At 41.6% G+C, this 18360-nt stretch carries 10 protein-coding genes; all 10 read left to right on the top strand.

The genetic code is table 11. From position 1 onward, the window contains the following. Nucleotides 1-60 precede the first annotated feature (60 nt). On the top strand, nucleotides 61-2970 hold the full coding sequence (locus tag ACUNWA_RS05585) for a glycoside hydrolase family 2 protein (protein ID WP_445590901.1): 2910 nt from the start codon (nucleotides 61-63) through the stop codon (nucleotides 2968-2970). Nucleotides 2971-2975: 5 nt separating this feature from the next. Continuing rightward, the gene (locus ACUNWA_RS05580) at nucleotides 2976-3674 is read left to right on the top strand and encodes an RraA family protein (RefSeq protein ID WP_445590900.1); all 699 of its coding nucleotides are present in this window, start codon (nucleotides 2976-2978) and stop codon (nucleotides 3672-3674) included. A 105-nt stretch (nucleotides 3675-3779) separates the two neighbouring features. Continuing rightward, entirely contained in the window at nucleotides 3780-4940 is a 1161-nt protein-coding gene (locus ACUNWA_RS05575; RefSeq protein ID WP_445590899.1) for a mandelate racemase/muconate lactonizing enzyme family protein, read from the top strand. A 77-nt stretch (nucleotides 4941-5017) separates the two neighbouring features. After that, nucleotides 5018-5806, top strand: coding sequence for an SDR family NAD(P)-dependent oxidoreductase (locus ACUNWA_RS05570; protein ID WP_445590898.1), 789 nt, complete (start codon nucleotides 5018-5020; stop codon nucleotides 5804-5806). A 12-nt stretch (nucleotides 5807-5818) separates the two neighbouring features. Continuing rightward, entirely contained in the window at nucleotides 5819-6769 is a 951-nt protein-coding gene (locus ACUNWA_RS05565; protein ID WP_445590897.1) for an SMP-30/gluconolactonase/LRE family protein, read from the top strand. Nucleotides 6770-7067: 298 nt separating this feature from the next. After that, nucleotides 7068-10283, top strand: a complete 3216-nt coding sequence (locus tag ACUNWA_RS05560; protein WP_445590896.1) for a SusC/RagA family TonB-linked outer membrane protein — start codon at nucleotides 7068-7070, stop codon at nucleotides 10281-10283. An 18-nt stretch (nucleotides 10284-10301) separates the two neighbouring features. Further along, the gene (locus ACUNWA_RS05555; protein WP_445590895.1) at nucleotides 10302-12197 is read left to right on the top strand and encodes a RagB/SusD family nutrient uptake outer membrane protein; all 1896 of its coding nucleotides are present in this window, start codon (nucleotides 10302-10304) and stop codon (nucleotides 12195-12197) included. 33 nt (nucleotides 12198-12230) lie between these two features. Further along, nucleotides 12231-13484 carry a DUF4959 domain-containing protein gene (locus tag ACUNWA_RS05550; protein WP_445590894.1) on the top strand — a complete coding sequence of 418 codons (1254 nt, stop codon included), beginning with the start codon at nucleotides 12231-12233 and terminating at the stop codon, nucleotides 13482-13484. A gap of 12 nt (nucleotides 13485-13496) precedes the next feature. Next, complete coding sequence (locus ACUNWA_RS05545; RefSeq protein WP_445590893.1) at nucleotides 13497-14651, top strand: DUF4998 domain-containing protein; 1155 nt, start codon at nucleotides 13497-13499, stop codon at nucleotides 14649-14651. A gap of 505 nt (nucleotides 14652-15156) precedes the next feature. Then, nucleotides 15157-18354, top strand: coding sequence for a SusC/RagA family TonB-linked outer membrane protein (locus ACUNWA_RS05540; RefSeq protein WP_445590892.1), 3198 nt, complete (start codon nucleotides 15157-15159; stop codon nucleotides 18352-18354). Nucleotides 18355-18360: the final 6 nt, after the last annotated feature.

Raw genomic sequence — 18360 nt, 5'->3', positions numbered from 1 at the left:
AAGCTCTTCGGGAAAGGTGTATCTGAAGAACCCAAAATAACCGTATTAAATAGAATAAATATGAAGAAATTTAGTTTGTTAGTTGCCATTCTGATATGCACTTTAGCAGTTGGAGCGCAACTTACTTTTGACCGTCAAAAATTGGAAACCATCCGCTGGAGCCCCCTTCCCTCCGAAGTTATGGGGATTAATAAACTTCAGGTAGAGTTGAATGGAAACTGGCATTTTAATCCATCGCCTGAAGAGTCGTTCTGGACAAAAAAGACCGTGGCAAACTGGAAAACCATTGAAGTTCCCGGCGAATGGGTGATGCAGGGTTTCGAAGTGGAAGCCGGACAGTATGCCGGATATCACCGGAATTTTCAACTGCCGGAAAGCTGGAATGGTTACCGCATCAAACTTAAATGCGAAGCGGTATATAGCGAGTGTGCTGTTTGGGTTAATGGACAAAAAGTAGGAGGACACTTGGGTGGATTTACGCCTTTTGAATTGGATGTGACGGATGCCGTTAAAAAAGGAGAAAATACCATTGCTCTTCAGGTTCGTAGCGAAAGTGTGGCCGATACGCTTTCTTCGGGATCGCAATATGCGGTTCATCCTTTAGGCGGAATTTCTCGTCCCATTTATTTGGTGGCACTTCCTGAGGTTAATGTGGCTTCGTTTCACGTTCGAACCCAGTTTGATGAAAATTACGAAGATGCTGATTTATTGGCCGAATTTACGCTGAGTAATGAAACGGCACAGTCACACGAGGTTACATTGAATTTTGAATTAACAGATAATCTTAACCAAACGGTTGCTTATGAAGGCGACAATAAACTGACGGTTGATGCACAAGAAGGCAGAAGCACCGTTACTGCCAAGCTGAACGTTAAAAAGCCTGCTCAGTGGGATCCGGAACATCCCAATTTGTATCACTTGCATTGTGTGGTCTTGGTTGATGGTAAAGAAACAGCAACGATAGTGCGCCGTTTTGGGTTTAAACAAACCGAGGTTCGAGGCAATCAGGTTTTTGTAAACAACCGCCCCATCAAGTTAAAAGGTGTTTGCCGGCACGAGGTGGATCCTCTTCGTGGACGATCACTTACCGGAAACACTTGGTACGAAGATGTAAAACTCTTTAAGGAAGGAAATGTCAATTACATTCGTACTTCACACTATCCTCCTAACCAAAAGTTGCTGGATGCTTGTGATGAATTGGGGATGTTTGTTGAGGTAGAAGGTCCATTTTGCTGGGCTGGCAAGAAGCCTGTTAACAATTCGAATTATTTTGAAGCTATTGTTCAGCCCATCCTTGAAATGGTTGAATTGAATAAATCGCATCCGTCGGTTTTGCATTGGTCTATTGCCAATGAGTCGTACGATTTTAACGAACTTTTTAAAGAGGCAGCTGATTTGGTGAAGGAAGCAGATCCCTCACGTCCCCGTATTTTTAGTCAATACGGACCTGACGGCGATGGCGAATATTTAGAACTTGCGAATCATCATTACCCAGGCCCTGGTGGCCCCGACAAATACAAGAATCATAAACGTCCGATTACTTTCGACGAGTATGTACACTTGAATGCCTACAACCGTTTTGAGTTGATGACTGATCCGGGTGTTCGCGACTTCTGGGGCGATATTCTTTACCACATGTGGGAGAAAATGTATGCAGCAAAAGGTGTGCTCGGTGGCGCTCTGTGGGCTGGTATCGATGATACTTTCTTTTTGCCATCCGGACATGCTGTTGGTTACGGTACCTGGGGGCCTGTTGATGGCTGGAGAAGGCCCAAACCGGAATACTGGCATATGAAGAAAATCTATTCGCCTGTAAAAATCAAGCTGGAAAATGGACAAGGAGATGAGTCTGTAAAGCTGACAATTGAAAACCGCTATTTCTTTTCGAATCTGAAAGAATGCCGAATTGTTTGGACCAACAATGATGAGCAGGGGATATTAGCTGTTGATGCTGAACCTGGCGCAACGGTGGAGGCTATTTTACCGTTTAGCAATGATGAAATAGGGAAACTTGCTATTTCGGTTTATAAAGATAGTGAAGTTGCTGTAGATGAATATGCTTATGATTTATCGATGCCGAAAGCAGAAACGCTTGCAAAGAATGATGACCGCTTTAAATGGAGTCAGAAGGGGGATCAGCAAATTGCCGTAAGTAAAAAGCTGAAGGTTGAATTTGGCCCCGAAGGATTTCATGTTTCGGATTCAAAAGGGCACGAAGTGTTAAGTGACTGGCCGGTATTGATGCTTGTATCTGCAAATAATAAGGGCGACACACAAATGACCAAAGAAACGCCGGACTATACGCTGTATTCGCCCACAGCATCCAATCGAAGCATTCGTTCGGTAGAGCTGGAAAAAGGAGAAACCCAACTGAAAATTATTCTAACGGAAGGATACGACGAGGCTACAGGTACTATGGAAATTAATATTCAGGCTGACGGGAACATGAACGTTTCATACGATTACACCATGTTGAAAAATGAAAATTTCCGTCAGTGGGGTGTAGCGCTTTCTTTGCCTGAAACATTCAATACGTTGAGCTGGGAGAAGAAAGGGCTGTGGTCGGTTTATCCCGAAGATCATATCGGGAGACTAGAAGGTGAAGCCAAACTCTTCTACAACGATGAACGCTGTGGTTTAGCAGGTCCATCAAAACAACCGTCGTGGGCATATCATCAGGATCAAACGGCTTACGGAAGCAACGATTTCCGTTCGACCAAACGCAATGTGTTTCATGCTTCTTTATCAACTGAAGAAGAAAGTACCCTTGAGTTGAAATCTGACGGAAGTCAGCATATACGCAGCTGGCTTGAAAATGGTAACATTCATTGGTTGGTAGCCGGGTACGATAATCCGGGATCGGAACGATTCCTGCGTGGGTTTAGTTCACATGCCCGGCTTTATGATATTCCACTAACAAGAGGACAGAAACTAAGTGGACAAATAAAACTGACAATTACTGAAGAATAAATAACATGACTGATAATTATTGGAAGGATGACGAAGAGCTTTTCGGCTTTATCCGAAAGGAACTTTATACTGCTGTGGTCGGAGATATTATGGATAAGATGGGCTTGCAACATCAGTTTCTACCACCACAGATCAGACCCCTCAAGGAAGAGATGATGTTGGTGGGCCGGGCGATGACAGTTTTGGAAGCTGATTGCTTTGAAGAACTGAGTCCGGGCTCCCAAAATCCACTGATGAATAAGCCATTTGGCTTGATGCTCGAAGCATTGGATAACGTAAAGCCCGGAGAAGTTTACATTTGCTCGGGATCATCGCCATCCTATGCATTGGTTGGTGAACTGATGCTAACGCGAATTAAGATGTGCGGAGGGGTAGGAGCTGTTGTCAATGGGTATTCGCGCGACACAAAAGGAATCTATGATGTTGACTTGCCGGTATTTTCATATGGGCCATACTCACAAGATCAGGCGCCTCGCGGGAAAGTGATGGATTTTGGTGTTCCAATCGAGATGAATGGTGTGCGCATTGAACCGGGTGATATTGTTATTGGCGATATTGATGGGGTTTGTGTAGTTCCGAAATCTGTTGAAAAAGAGGTGTTTGTTCGCTCGTTGGAGAAAGCACGCGGTGAACGGACTGTGTTGGAAGCAATTCAAAATGGGATGAGTGCCGTTGAGGCGTGGAATAAATACGGAATCATGTAGAACAGGCAGGGGGCATAGAACAAAGCGTCTGGAAGACTGGGTATTGATAATTTCCTTTTTGCTCTTGACGCTCTGCTCGATGTCCTCTGCTCTTAACTTTAAAATATGAAGATTACAGATGTAAAAGTATGGTTGGTTGAAGGTGTGAAGTACAACTGGACCATGTTGAAAATTTATACTGACGAAGGAATTACCGGAGTCGGAGAAGCGACGAACTGGCCGGGAAGCCAGATGGTAGAGGCTGCCGCTATTGAGGCGGGTCAGCGTATTATCGGAATGGATCCGATGCGTGTCGATTTTATCTGGACTAAACTGTATCGCGACTTGAATTGGGTTGGACCTTTTGGAGCCAGCATGTGTGCTATTTCAGGTATTGACATGGCCTTGCTTGATTTAAAAGCCAAAAAACTTGGCGTTCCTATGTATGAGTTGTTAGGTGGAGCATTTCGCACGAAAATCAGGATGTATGCAAATTATTGGTTTACAGGAGGTGGTCACAATGCTGAAGACTATGCCATGCAGGCTCGAAAGGTGATGGACTCCGGCTTTAAAGGCGTTAAATTCGATCCTTTTGCACATGTAAACTACTTGTATGGCGAAGATCTGAATACGGACTTGGGACTGAGTCAGGAACAGCAAAACCGGGCTTATGAGGTAAGTAAGGCCGTGCGGGAAGCCATCGGTCCGGATGCCGACTTGATGATTGAAACGCATGCGATGCTCAATTTTAAAACAGCGGTAACCATGGCCGAACGATTGGCCGAATTGAATATTACTTGGTATGAAGAACCTGCGGGACCTGAAAATGCGAATACTTTAAAAGCTTTACGTGATCGTATTGATCCTAAGGTTTCTATTTGTGTGGGAGAGCGACACTATACCCGTCACGGAATCCGTGATCTGCTCGAAAAGCAGGTCGTAGATGTCATTATGCCGGATATTACGCGTTGTGGTGGACCTTCAGAAATGAAGCGTATGGCGACCATGGCCGAGACCTACAACGTGTTGTTGGCTCCGCATAATCCGAATGGTCCGCTGTCAACGCTGGCGAGTGCGCACGTATGTGCTTCGGTGCCGAATTTCTTCAGACAAGAATTTATCTACTGCGATGTGCCATGGCGGGATGAGGTTATCGATCATCCAATAGAAGTGGTTGATGGTTACCTGATGCTTTCTGAACGCGCTGGCCTAGGAGTGGATCTGATTGAATCGGAGATGGAAAAACATCCTGGTATTCGTACCGCACGCAAAGGTTTTTATATTTAAAAGATAAGGTCTCATTAGAACGATCTATTTCGTGATCGTTCTAATAGACAAATTTATTCATACTAAACGAATGAAGAATGTTAGCAATTGATTTAACTAATAAGGTGGCTATTGTCACAGGAGTTTCCAGTGGAATTGGTGCCGGTGTAGCTAAAGTACTGGCAGAAGCAGGTTGTCATGTGGCTGGTTGTGCCAGGGCTGTTGAAGATGAAGATAGTGTAAAAGCTTTTCGCGAGAGCGTGGAAGCCTTTGGCAGAAAAGCATTTTATCAGTCGGTTGATGTAACCTCAAAAGAGCAGTTAGCGGGCTTTGTAGAGAATGTAGCTCAAGAGTTTAAGCAAATAGATCTTGTGGTCTCCAATGCCGGAGTGAATGTGTTTAAAGGCGCTTCGGATTGTACCGAAGAGGAGTGGCTCTATAACCACGAGTTAAATCTGGCATCGCATTGGCGATTGGCAAAAGCGAGTCGCAAGCACTTGGAGAAAAGTGCCTCGGGAACATTTATCGTGATGACTTCCAATCATGCTTATTCGTCTATCCCCGGCTGCTTCCCATACAATGTAACCAAAACAGCACTCACCGGTTTGGTTCGAGCGATGGCTATTGAGTGGGGCCCATCGGTGCGGGTTCTTGGATTGGCTCCTGGATTTATTGATACCCCCGGAAACGATAAATGGTTTAACTCGTTCCCTGATGCCGCTGCTGAGCGTCAACGAACCATCGATCTGCATCCAGCAGGAAAACTTGGAACTCCGGAAGAAGTGGGATCATGGTGTGCATTTTTAGCCAGCAGCTTTGCCGCGTTCGCTACGGGCACAACTTACTTGCTTGATGGTGGGCGGTCAGCTTTGATGCAGGATAGCTAAAATAGAAAAAGAATGAGAAATCGATGCATGAGGTTTTCTTTAATACTTTTCATGCTGACCATTACCAATATGCTCATGGGACAAAAAGTAAAAGTTGTAAAGAATACGCCAGAAGCTATCTTAGGCGAAGGTGCTGTGTGGCATCCAATTGAAAAGGTGCTTTATTGGGTTGATATTACCGGGGAAAAACTTCATCGTTATGACCCGGTAACGAATGAAAATAAGACCTACTCAATGGGGAGCATGATCGGAACCGTTGTGCCGGCAACTGGGAAATTTTCGGTTGTCGTTGCTTTGGAATCCGGGATTCATGGAGTGTCAGGGGAAGGTGTGCTACAGAAACTGACGGATTATCCAAAGGAGATGCAAAATAATCGTTTTAACGATGGTAAATGTGATCCGGCTGGACGTTTCTGGGTAGGTACCATGAATAAAAGTGTTGTTAAAGATGCCGGTAATCTGTATGCTTTTGAAGGGCATGAACTTACCGTGAAGCAAGCCAATGTAACCATTTCCAATGGGATCATATGGTCTGCTGATGGACAAACCATGTACTATATTGACACGCCGGAGTTTGCCATCTTTGCTTACGACTTTGATTTGGAAACAGGAAATTTGTCCAATCGTAGAGTAGCTGTTAAAATTCCTAATCAGCTTGGTGCTCCCGATGGCATGACCATCGACTCGGAAGGGATGCTGTGGGTAGCGCACTGGGGTGGAAAAGCCGTAATTTGCTGGAATCCTGAATCAGGTGAGCAAATACAACGAATTGACATTCCGGCTCCACATGTCACCTCTTGTGCTTTTGGAGACGAAAATTTGCAAACCTTGTACATCACCACTGCCCGGGAAGGGCTGACGGATCAGCAATTGCAGCAATATCCGTTAAGTGGATCTCTTTTTAAGATTCAGCTTGACGAGCAAGGCTGCAATGCCGGAATTTTTAAAGCAAGGCTGGACTAGTCAAAATGACATGATAGCAAAAAGAGTATCTTTTGATATCATGTCATTTAATTATATGTTCTGTTAATATTTTTATTTGGACAATATAGTTCATCAATGTGAGAATATAGTTCATCGATAGGGGATGAAAAGCCTTTATATTTATCACGCATAAAACCAACCGAAGACTAACCAACCGAAGAATAAAAAAACCGGCAAATGTTTGCGCATTTGCCGGCAATAAACATGATGCTACCAACATCATGCAGGTAAGTTAACAGCCAATAGTGGCTATTTTTAAACTTAAACGTTCAAACTTATGAAAAAAAATGTTGAGTCGGGATGTGTTTGTACCAGATACAAGCAATTTTCCCGAAAAGTTAATTTTTTGTTGACAACTCTTCTATTCTTTTCCTTTTCGGCAACGGCTTCGTTGCCAGGTTTTTCAGATGACTTGTCAGCCCTGTTTTTCTCCGGAGCTCAGGAAAAGAAAATAACAGGAAAAGTTGTGGATAGTGGAGGAGGACCTTTACCTAACGCAACGATTACTGTTGTAGGATCCACGCGTGGAGTAATAACGGATTTTGACGGACAGTACTCAATTGATGTTGAGGCTACCGATAAGCTGGTATTTTCCTTCATCGGAATGGAAAGCAAGACGGTGGAAGTAGGCAATCAGACGACCATCAATGTTACGTTAAACGAGAAGACTGACGAGCTGGATGAAGTAACTGTTGTTGCGTTTGGAAAGCAGAAAAAGGAAAGTGTGCTTTCATCCATTGAGTCTGTGAATACTGCGGATCTAAAAGTACCATCAAGTAACTTGACAACAGCATTTGCCGGTAAAATGGCAGGGATGATTTCTTACCAGCGAAGTGGTGAACCCGGGCAGGATAATGCTGAGTTCTTTGTACGAGGGGTTACCACATTCGGCTATTCCAAGTCTCCCCTTATTTTGATCGATGGAATTGAACTTTCAGCAAATGATTTGGCTCGGCTTCAGCCTGATGATATCGCCAGCTTTTCGATCATGAAAGATGCAACCGCCACTGCTTTGTACGGTGCGCGTGGAGCAAATGGAGTTATACTGGTTACAACCAAGGAAGGTAAGGAAGGTAAAGCTAAAATCAATATCCGTTTTGAGAATTCAATCTCACAACCAACAAAGGATATTGAATTTGCTGATAATATCACGTTTATGCGCAAGCATAATGAAGCCATATTAATGCGCGACCCCCTGGGATTGCCACGCTATTCAGAAGAGAAAATTATCCGAACCGCTAATTCTGGTGATTCATATCTCTATCCTAATAATAACTGGAAAGATATGTTGACGAAGGATTATACAATGAATCAGCGACTCAATTTTAATGTAAGTGGTGGTGGTAAAGTAGCTCGTTACTACTTAGCAGCTTCGTTAAACCAGGATAATGGTATTCTGAAAGAAGCTGAAATGAATAATTTCGATAACAATATTAATTTTAAGAAGTACTTGTTGCGTTCGAATATTAATTTGAACATCACCAATTCAACAGAAGTGGCAGTTCGATTTCATGCCACATTTGACGATTATACCGGTCCGGTGCATGGAGGTTCTGAGTTGTATAAAATGGCACTTTATGCGAATCCCGTTTTATTCCCCGCATATTACGAGCCTGACGCAAACAATCAATTTACCCGGCACATTCTTTATGGGAATTATGAGGATGGTGATTATCTTAATCCTTATGCCGAATTAACAAGAGGGTACAAAGATTATGATCGCTCCTTGATATTGTCCCAATTTGAGTTAGAACAGAGCATGGATGCCATAACAGAGGGACTATCTGCTAAGTTGATATTTAATACAAACAGGGAGGCTTCTTCGGGTATTAGTCGTTTCTATAATCCCTATTATTACAGACTTGGGAGTTCAAGAGGAGGATATGTGCTTGACCCCATCAATCCGGAAAGTGGAACTGAATATTTGGGGTATCTTGAAGATAATAAAGCTATTAGTATAAATACTTACTATGAGGCATCTTTGCGATATAATCGCACCTTTGGCGAAAAACATGGTGTAAGTGGGTTGTTGGTTTTTGTTGGACGAGAAAGCAAATATTCTAATCCGGGTTCATTACAACAGTCGCTTCCATACCGCAACCTGGGAGTAAGCGGTCGGTTCACGTATTCATATGACTCGCGGTACTTTACCGAGTTAAATTTTGGGTATAACGGATCGGAACGTTTTGCAAAAAATGAACGTTTTGGGTTTTTCCCTTCGGTTGGGTTAGGATATATTATTAGTAACGAAGAATTCTTTAGTCCTCTTAGCCGAGTCATTAACAATCTAAAGCTGAAAGCAACTTATGGATTAGTGGGGAACGATGCGATTGGTTCCGCTCAGGATCGTTTCTTTTTCATGTCAGAGGTAAACCTTAATGATGCGAACAGAGGCGGTACGTTTGGAACCCGTTACGATTATTACAAGCCAGGAGTAAGTATTAGCAGGTATGAAAATGACCAAATAAAATGGGAGATTGCTAAAAAGTACAATTTAGGTTTTGAGCTGGGCTTGTTTAATGCTCTTGATATTATGGTCGATTTCTTCGGCGAGTCACGGTCAAACATTTTGATGAATCGTATTACTCTGGCTAACATGGGGCTGCAAGCAGGTGTTAGGGCTAATGTTGGTGAAGCGAAAAACCATGGTGTCGATATTTCTTTGGATTATAATTACAGCTTTAATAAAGATTTTTGGATTACTGGTAGGGGGAACTTCACGTTTGCTCGTAGTGAAATGGTTAAGTTTGAAGAACCAGACTACAGTGCTACTCCTTGGGTCTCTCGCGTTGGTCAGTCTCTGAATCAAGTGTGGGGGTATGTTGCTGATCGTCTTTTTGTGGATCAGGCCGAGATTAATAACTCACCAACACAGTTTGGTAAATATTTGCCAGGTGATATTAAGTATAAGGATATTAATGGAGACGGAAGAATTACGCCGTTAGATAAGGTTCCGATTGGTCACCCCACGGTCCCTGAGATTATTTACGGTTTTGGATTCTCAACCGGATATAAAAACGTTGATCTTTCGTGCTTCTTCCAAGGCTCCGCGTTGTCGTCTTTTTGGATTGATCAGGGAGCAAGTGCTCCGTTTCGCCCAGCACCTATACCCAACGGTGCTTCACAGTTCTTAAGAGAAACGTTGTCAAGGCGTAGCCATAGCAGTTTATTGCAAGCCTATGCTGACGACCACTGGACTCCTGAAAATCAAAATTTATATGCTCTGTGGCCTCGTCTATCCGAAAATGTTGTGGAGAACAATAACCAAACAAGTACCTGGTTTATGCAGGATGGCGCTTTCTTACGATTAAAATCACTTGAAGTTGGATACACTATTCCGGTTAAATCAATTGATCGGCTGCGAATTTATGCAAGTGGAACCAACCTGTTAACGTTTAGTAAGTTTAAGCTGTGGGATCCCGAAATGGGAGGATCAGGAATTGGATACCCGATACAACGGGTGGTGAACTTAGGCTTGCAAGTAAATTTTTAACCCTTAAAACGTAAAGAAATGATGAAGTTACGCATATATATTGTCTTGTTGTCTTTATTAGCCTCTTGTAATTACCTGGATATCGTTCCGGATAATGTGGCAACAATTGACAATGCATTTACAGATAAGTTTAATGCCGAAAAATACCTGTTTAGCTGCTACTCATACTTGCCTAAGATTGGCGATATTAATCAAAATCCAGCTTTGCTGGGGAGTGATGAGGTAAGTAAGGCCTTGTACCATGAAAATCAAAGAGGAGTATTACTGGCCAATGGCTATCAGAGTATTGTCAATCCACTATTTAATTATTGGAATGGATGGAATGGAGGCCAGCCAATGTATGTTGGTATCCGGGATTGCAATACCCTGATTGAACGTATTGATGAGGTTTCTGATATGACTGAGCGGGAAAAGAAAACCTGGAAAGCAGAGGCTAAATTTATCAAGGCTTACCTGCACTTTTACTTGACACGCATGTATGGTCCTATTCATATTATTCGCGACAATATCTCTATTAATGAGTCTATCGAAAATTTGAAAATGTCCAGAGATCCTCTTGATGAATGTTTCAACTACGTCGTGGAATTATTGGATGAAGCGATAGCCGACTTGCCGGAGTTTAATGAGAACAGCACGCTTGAGCACGGACGTATTACTTCTACCATTGCTGCGGCTGTTAAAGCGAAAGTATTGGTAACTGCAGCAAGTCCGTTGTATAATGGGGAGTCAGGCTTTCAGATTCAAAATAATGATGGCACTTTACTTTTCCCAAGTGACGATGCTGCTGTTGCAAGCCAGAAGTGGGCAAATGCTTTAGTCGCTTGTGAAGAAGCTATTGCATTAGCAGAGCAAAATGGGCATCGGTTGTTGCAAATCGATGATTTCGATGAAAGTGGTAATGTTTCTGATTCTACGCGGCAGAAAGTCGTATTGGGCTATAGGGTAACCAAAAGAGATGACAATAAGGAAGTTGTATGGAGTCATACCAATAGTATTGTTACTGGATTGCAGGGCGATGCTATGCCTCAGTATTTCAGCCAGCTCGATTATCATTCTAATGGAAACTATGGTGTGCCATTAAAGATTTCCTTGATGTATTATACCAAAAATGGTGTTCCGGTTAATGAGGATACAGAATGGCAAAATGAGAATTTGAATCAAGTAATACCAGCAGATGATGACCATCGGTTTCATTTAAAACTGGGTAAACGAACGGTGAAAAGAAATTTTAATAGGGAACCACGCTTCTACTCCGATTTGATTTTTGACGGAGCCTTGGTGTATGGACATCAACGTACGTTCTCAAATGATAAAAATCAGAATCTTGATTATATCGATCATTTACAGGGTGGATATACTACTGCCGGATATGCGCACAAGTATTGTCCATTTGGTTACTGGCCGCATAAATTAGTTAGCATCGAATCGGGTGAGGCCGGGCAATTTTGGCACTATACAGGATATGCTTTTCCCGCACTAAGGCTGGCCGACTTATATTTGTTGTATGCCGAAGCACTTCTGGAATCAAATCAACTGGATGAATCAAAAGTATGGATTGATAAAGTAAGAGAACGTGCCGGACTAAAAGGAGTGGATGAAGCATGGCAAGCTTATAGCGTTAACCCGGATAAACCAAGCACAAAGGAGGGTCTACGCGAAATATTACATCGCGAACGCCTGATTGAAATGGCTTTTGAAGGCAGCCGGTTTTGGGATTTACGTCGTTGGTTAGAAGCTGAAGATTATTGTAATGTTCCGGTTCAGGCATGGAATCCACAGGAGTCGACACCAGAAAAGTATTACCAGCCACAAACGCTTTATTATCCAACTTTTACCACTAAAAACTATTTCTTTCCAATTGCTGAGAGCGAAATAACAAAGAACCCCAATTTGGTTCAAAATTATGGTTGGTAGGCTTATAATTATTAACATTAAAGAGTACGTATTATGAAAAAAATAATGAACTATATCTTGCTCTTTGTCGCCTTAGTTGGATGCGAAGAGAAATCACTGGAGCCTATATCTGGCGATATGGAGGCACCTGGAGTGGTGACCGATATTACTGTGAAAAACATTTCGGGTGGAGCAGAGATTGCATATACGATCCCTAATGACAATGACTTGCTTTATGTGAAAGCAACTTATACTATCGACAATGGAAAAGTAATGGAGGTCAAATCTTCCATGTATGAAAAGTCATTGGTTGTGAAAGGATTCAATGGGATAGATAATTCGCAGGAATATAATGTGAGCCTAACCTGTATTGACCGAAGTGATAATGAATCAGAACCCGTTACAGTAAAAATACAACCTGAGGTATCACCATTGCAAAAAGTGAAAAATAGCATGCAGATTACTGAGGCTTTTGGTGGAGCGCTATATAACTGGGAAAATCCTGAAGAGGAGCCCATTACTTTCTTTTTTATGGCAGATACGATTACGACAGAAGGAGAGGAGCCAGGAGAACTTGTTGCAACCCGTATCCTCAATACGTCTCAAAAAGAATGGCAGTATATTTCCAGAGGGTTTCCGGATACGCCGCGCGAATTTGCAGTGATCATCAGAGATAATTACGGGAATGAGACAGAGCTGGTTAAGCCGGAGTCAATTATAACTCCTTTAAAAGAAGAAGAGTTGGATAAGTCGCTGATGAGTGTATTTGAATACGGGGACAACCCTGTTGACGATAAATGGAATTGGTGGGAAGGATTGCCCAGTTCTCTTATTGATGGCAATGTTGCATTTGGAAGTTGTGTGATCTCCTACCAAACACCGTATCCAAGGCATATCACGATTGATTTGGGAAAAACGTATAAGCTATCACGCTATGTAATGCAACAACGTCGGAATGGAAACAGCTATTTGTATTCGTATGGAAATCCCAAAACATGGTATGTATATGGTCGTTCCGAAGCTCCTGTTATGAGTGAAGAAATAACCGAGGACCTTGACGGCGATGGCTTGCAGGATTGGACAAATTATTGGACGCTCATTGGAAATCATGAAATTGTTAAGCCGTCAGGTTTAGCAGGTAGCGATGTTTCTCAGGAAGACATTGACGCAGCTCTGGATGGGCATAATTTTGATATGCCCATGGATTTAGGAGAGATGAGATATTTCCGCATCGGTGTACTTTCCAATTGGGGGAATACAGGTTGGGTAAACTGGTCTGAAATGGACTTTTATGGAGTTGAATTATAAATTGGAATTATTATGAAAAAAAATAAATATTTATTGCTGATCTCCGTTTTCGCCTTTGCCATGTTTTTTGGCTGCGAAGATATGATGGATACGCATAGTGAATATGTCCAGGATGGAGAGACCATCTACAGTGTAAAAGTAGACAGTGTGTATCTGTTTCCTGGAAATAATCGGGTGAAGTTGAAGGGGTATCTGAAAAATGCTTTACAAGTAAATAGCATCATCGTGAAATGGAAAAATGCGGACAATTCTGAACACATTGAGACCTTTGCATACGACTATAGCCAGTCGCCTGATTCTTTCATGGCAGAGATTCCAATTGATGAGGGACAGTACTTGCTTGAGTTTACTTCAAAGAACCAGGAAGGGAATACCTCTATTTCGACAAGCGTTGATGCCAAGGTTTATGGAGAGAAATACCGAAGCTATCTGGAAAACAGGTCCATTCAAAAGATACTGCCTAATATTTCCGGTGGAGCAGTGATAACTTTTGCTCCGGCAGCAGGCAATCTGGCTACTATGAACTTTGAATATCAATCAGTGGATGGTGCCAAAAAGAACTTAGTTATTCCTCCGGATCAATCGGAGCTTCTTATTGAAGATGCCGATTTATATGTTCCAATTAAGTATGCTAGTGGCTATGTCCCTAGCGAAATGGCCATTGACACTTTTTTCTGTGATGTTGAAGAAATAAGCCTCGAATATCTTACTGATATTGCTTTTGAGCTTGATAAATCATCTTGGGAAATCATCGATTTCTCGACTGAAGAACAAGCAGCCAATGAGGGTGGAGGTAATGGTCCAACTGCTAATATTATTGATGGTAGTAAGGATTCTTATTGGCAAAGTCAATGGGATGGTGGAACCGGACAAATACCTCACCACATTACGATTGATATGAAAAATGAGTTTAATGTTACTCAGGTTGACCTTTTTCGAAGAAGTTCAAATAATCATACAAAAACCGTTGTTCTGGAAGGAAGTACTGATAATGTTAACTGGGAAGAATTCGGAACGCTTAACTATTCTTCGGATGGTGCCAATCAAAAGGAACTGGTTGAACTGACTGATGGTAAACGTATGAGGTATATAAAAATTAATGTCACGGAATCAAATGCCCCTCCATATGTTTCTTTAGCTGAGATTTATGTCGTCGGTAAACTATAATCGATATTCTTTTGATCTTATATAAATTAATAAGAGAATTATTCTGGTATTTAAAAATTAAACCAGAGTCTCGATTATTTGCTTGAAAGCCACGATTTTTGGGATTTACTATATAAAAAACTCATTGTTGAATCTTGTTTTGAAGCCAAACTTCGACAAGACAACAATGAGTTTTTTGTTTGCTAGGCATGGCAAAATGCTTGGACCCCAAACGATGTAATAGGTTGAAAAGTGGAGCGCAGCCATGTCATCATTAAAGTATATATTCCCGTAGGGATCGTATTCGGACAATATCGTTCATAAGTACGGCAATATAGTTCATCGATAGATGGTGGAAAGCCTTTATATTTATCAAGCATAAAACCAACTGAATTCTAATCAAACTAAGAATAAAAAAATCGGCAAGTGTTTGCGCATTTGCTGGCAATAAACATGATGCTACCAACATCATGCAGGTATGTTAACAGCCCATAGTGGCTATTTTTAAACTTTAACGTTCAAACGTATGAAAAATTATGAATTGATGAGCAAAATGGTTCGGAAAGTACTGTTGGCCTTCTTGGTACTTTTAGCTGGAACCAGTTTTCTGAGGGCACAATCGGTAACATTGTCAGGAAATGTTACCGAAGCAGAGACTGGCACTTCATTGCCGGGGGTATCTGTTTTTATAAAAGGGACAACAACTGGAACGATTACTGATTTTGATGGTAATTATTCTCTGGAAGTAAGTCCAGAAGAAGATAAAGTGATTGTATTCTCATTTGTTGGTATGAAAACACAGGAAATACCAATTGGAACGAACAAGGTAATCAATGTAAGTTTGGAGAATGATGCTATTGGGCTTGGGGAAGTTGTAGCTATTGGTTACGGCGTTCAAAAAAAGGAAAACCTAACAGGTTCAGTTGCAGTTATTAAAAGCGAGGCACTTGCAGAGCGTCCGGCAAAAGATGCTGTGGACATGTTGCAGGGAGTAGCCCCAGGACTAAACATAACAAGGAGTTCTGGGAATATTGGAGAAACAGCCTCGATTAATATTCGGGGAGTAACCACCTTGGGAGAAGGATCCAATGGTTCTCCGTTGGTTTTGATTGATGGAGTAGAAGGGGACTTATCTTTGATTAATCCACAGGACATTGAAAATATTTCGGTTTTGAAAGATGCCGCATCATCTTCTATTTATGGCTCCCGGGCTCCTTTTGGGGTAATTCTGATTACTACAAAAAAAGGAGAAAAAGGAAAGGTTGAGGTCAATTATAATAATAGTTTTAGGAGCGGTTCGCCTAACCATTGGCCCAGTGTTTCAGACTCTGAAACTTTTGCTTATGTCCTTAATGACAATAGTGTTAATAGCGGGAATGCGCCCTACTTTAGTTCCGAGTGGTTGGATCGAATTATAAGATACAAGAATGGCGAAGATGTACCTATGCTTGCCAATAGCCAAGGTCGTTGGGTAAATGGTTATAATGCAGGCCATGCCAATAGTAACTGGTTAAAAGGTGTTTTTGATGATCAATCGTTTTCTCAAGAGCATAACCTCAGCATAAAGGGAGGTAGCGAACAGATGCAGTATTATATCTCAGGGGGATTTATTGAGGAGGAAGGACTTCTTAAAATTAACACTGATAATTATCAGCGGTATAATATTACCGGTAAAATAAATGCGTCTCTGACTTCTTATCTTGATGTGGAGTTTATTAACCGTTTTTCAAGAAAAGATTACCAGCGTCCTACTTTTTTGAATGATGGTATTTGGGATAATATTTTACGCCAGGGATGGCCTACGATGCCGATTTATGATGACAATGGAAAACTGTTTGATAATGCAGCAAGTCCGATCTTGAAATTGAGAGATGGTGGTGAGCATAATGAAATTGTAGATGTAAATACGCATCAATTAAAGTTTACACTTAAACCACTTGAAGGATGGCAGATTGTAGGTAGTGGTAGCTACAAGTCATCGAATCAATTTAGGCAGTGGTATCAAAAGCCTTTTTATAACTATGATAAAAACGGGAATCCTTATTATGGAAGTGGAGGAACTGAAAGTAATGTAAATGAGTATGCTTTTAAATCAGACTATTACAACCTTGATGTATACTCTGACTATGAGTTAGAAATCAAAGCTCACAAGTTTAAATTGATGGCTGGAGGGCAGTTCGAAAATTTCTCTCAGCGAGACTTAATGGCGCAGCGCACGGGGAGCATCTCTCCAGATGTTCAGTCTATTAGTACGACTACTGGTATAAACTCCCGAGGAGAAGAAATACCTCCTTCATTAGATGGTAATTATTATGACTGGGCTGTTGGTGGCTTTTTTGGACGCCTTAATTATAACTATGACAATCGTTATCTTTTTGAAGCCAATCTCCGATATGATGGTTCTTCTCGCTTCAGACAAGGTAGTCGATGGTTGTTGGTGCCTTCTTTTTCTTTAGGCTGGAATGTTGCCAATGAGAAATTTTGGAATGTTGATATTGTGGATCAGTTAAAGGTCAGGGCTTCTTATGGTTCGCTGGGTAATCAAAATACCGATGTGTGGTATCCAACATATTTAACGCAGCCTGTTGGTGTTCAAGATGGAGGATGGTTAGTTTCAGGTAGTCAACCCAACACTACTTATGCTCCTGGCTTGATTAGTAGTAGTCTTACGTGGGAAAAGGTAGAGTCTTATAACTACGGATTAGATTTTGCTTTATTAAACAGTCGGTTGAGCGGTTCGTTTGATTATTTCGTGCGTAATACCTTAGATATGGTCGGTCCAGCACCAGAGCTTCCAAATACCCTGGGAACAGCAGTTCCAAAACAAAATAATACAGACTTAAAAACTTATGGTTGGGAGTTATCCGTAGTGTGGAACGATGGTTTGGATATAAGAGGGGATCGATTTAAATATGGGGCTTCTCTGGTATTGTCCGATTCGCAGACTGAAATTACCCGCTACCCCAATGAAAGTAAAAGCTTGTCAACTTATAGAGAAGGACAGAAATTAGGAGAGATATGGGGGTATGAAACAGTTGGTATTGCTAAGACCCAAGAGGAAATGGATGCCCATTTAGCACCATTAAACGATGGCGGACAGTTTGGCTTAACAAACTTGACCGCAGGCGATGTCATGTATAAAGACCTGAATGGAGATAATAAAATTAGTTCAGGAGCTAATACTTTAAATGATCCGGGTGACCGTAGAGTTATTGGTAACAATACGCCAAGATTTCGTTTGGGAACTACCTTGAGTGCTAGTTATAAGGGCTTTGATGTAAGAGCATTCTTTCAAGGAGTTTTAAAAAGAGATTATGCAACATCTTCACAAATGTTTTTCCCAGGTGGTTGGCAGTGGGGTGTCATAGTCTTGGATGACCAACTGGATTATTTTAGAGCTGATGAGAATCACCCCTTGGGACAGAATCTGGATCCTTACTATGGACGACCACTGATGGATAATAGGAACCGAGAAATTCAAACAAAGTATATCTTGGACGCCTCTTATGTGAGATTGAAAAACTTAACTGTAGGGTATACACTTCCTAAAGGATTAACCAATGCGCTAGGAATAAGTAATTTGAGAGTATATGCATCAGGAGAAAACCTATTTACTTTTACTGGATTAACTAAGATTTATGATCCTGAACTGATTAGAACAGATAAGCGGAATTCATATCCCATTTTTAGGACATACTCTTTAGGCTTAAGCTTAAGTCTGTAAAATTAA

The organism is Sunxiuqinia sp. sy24 (assembly GCF_052677165.1).
Note: the sequence above shows the minus strand (reverse complement) of the source record. Positions and strands in the feature narration are given on the sequence as shown.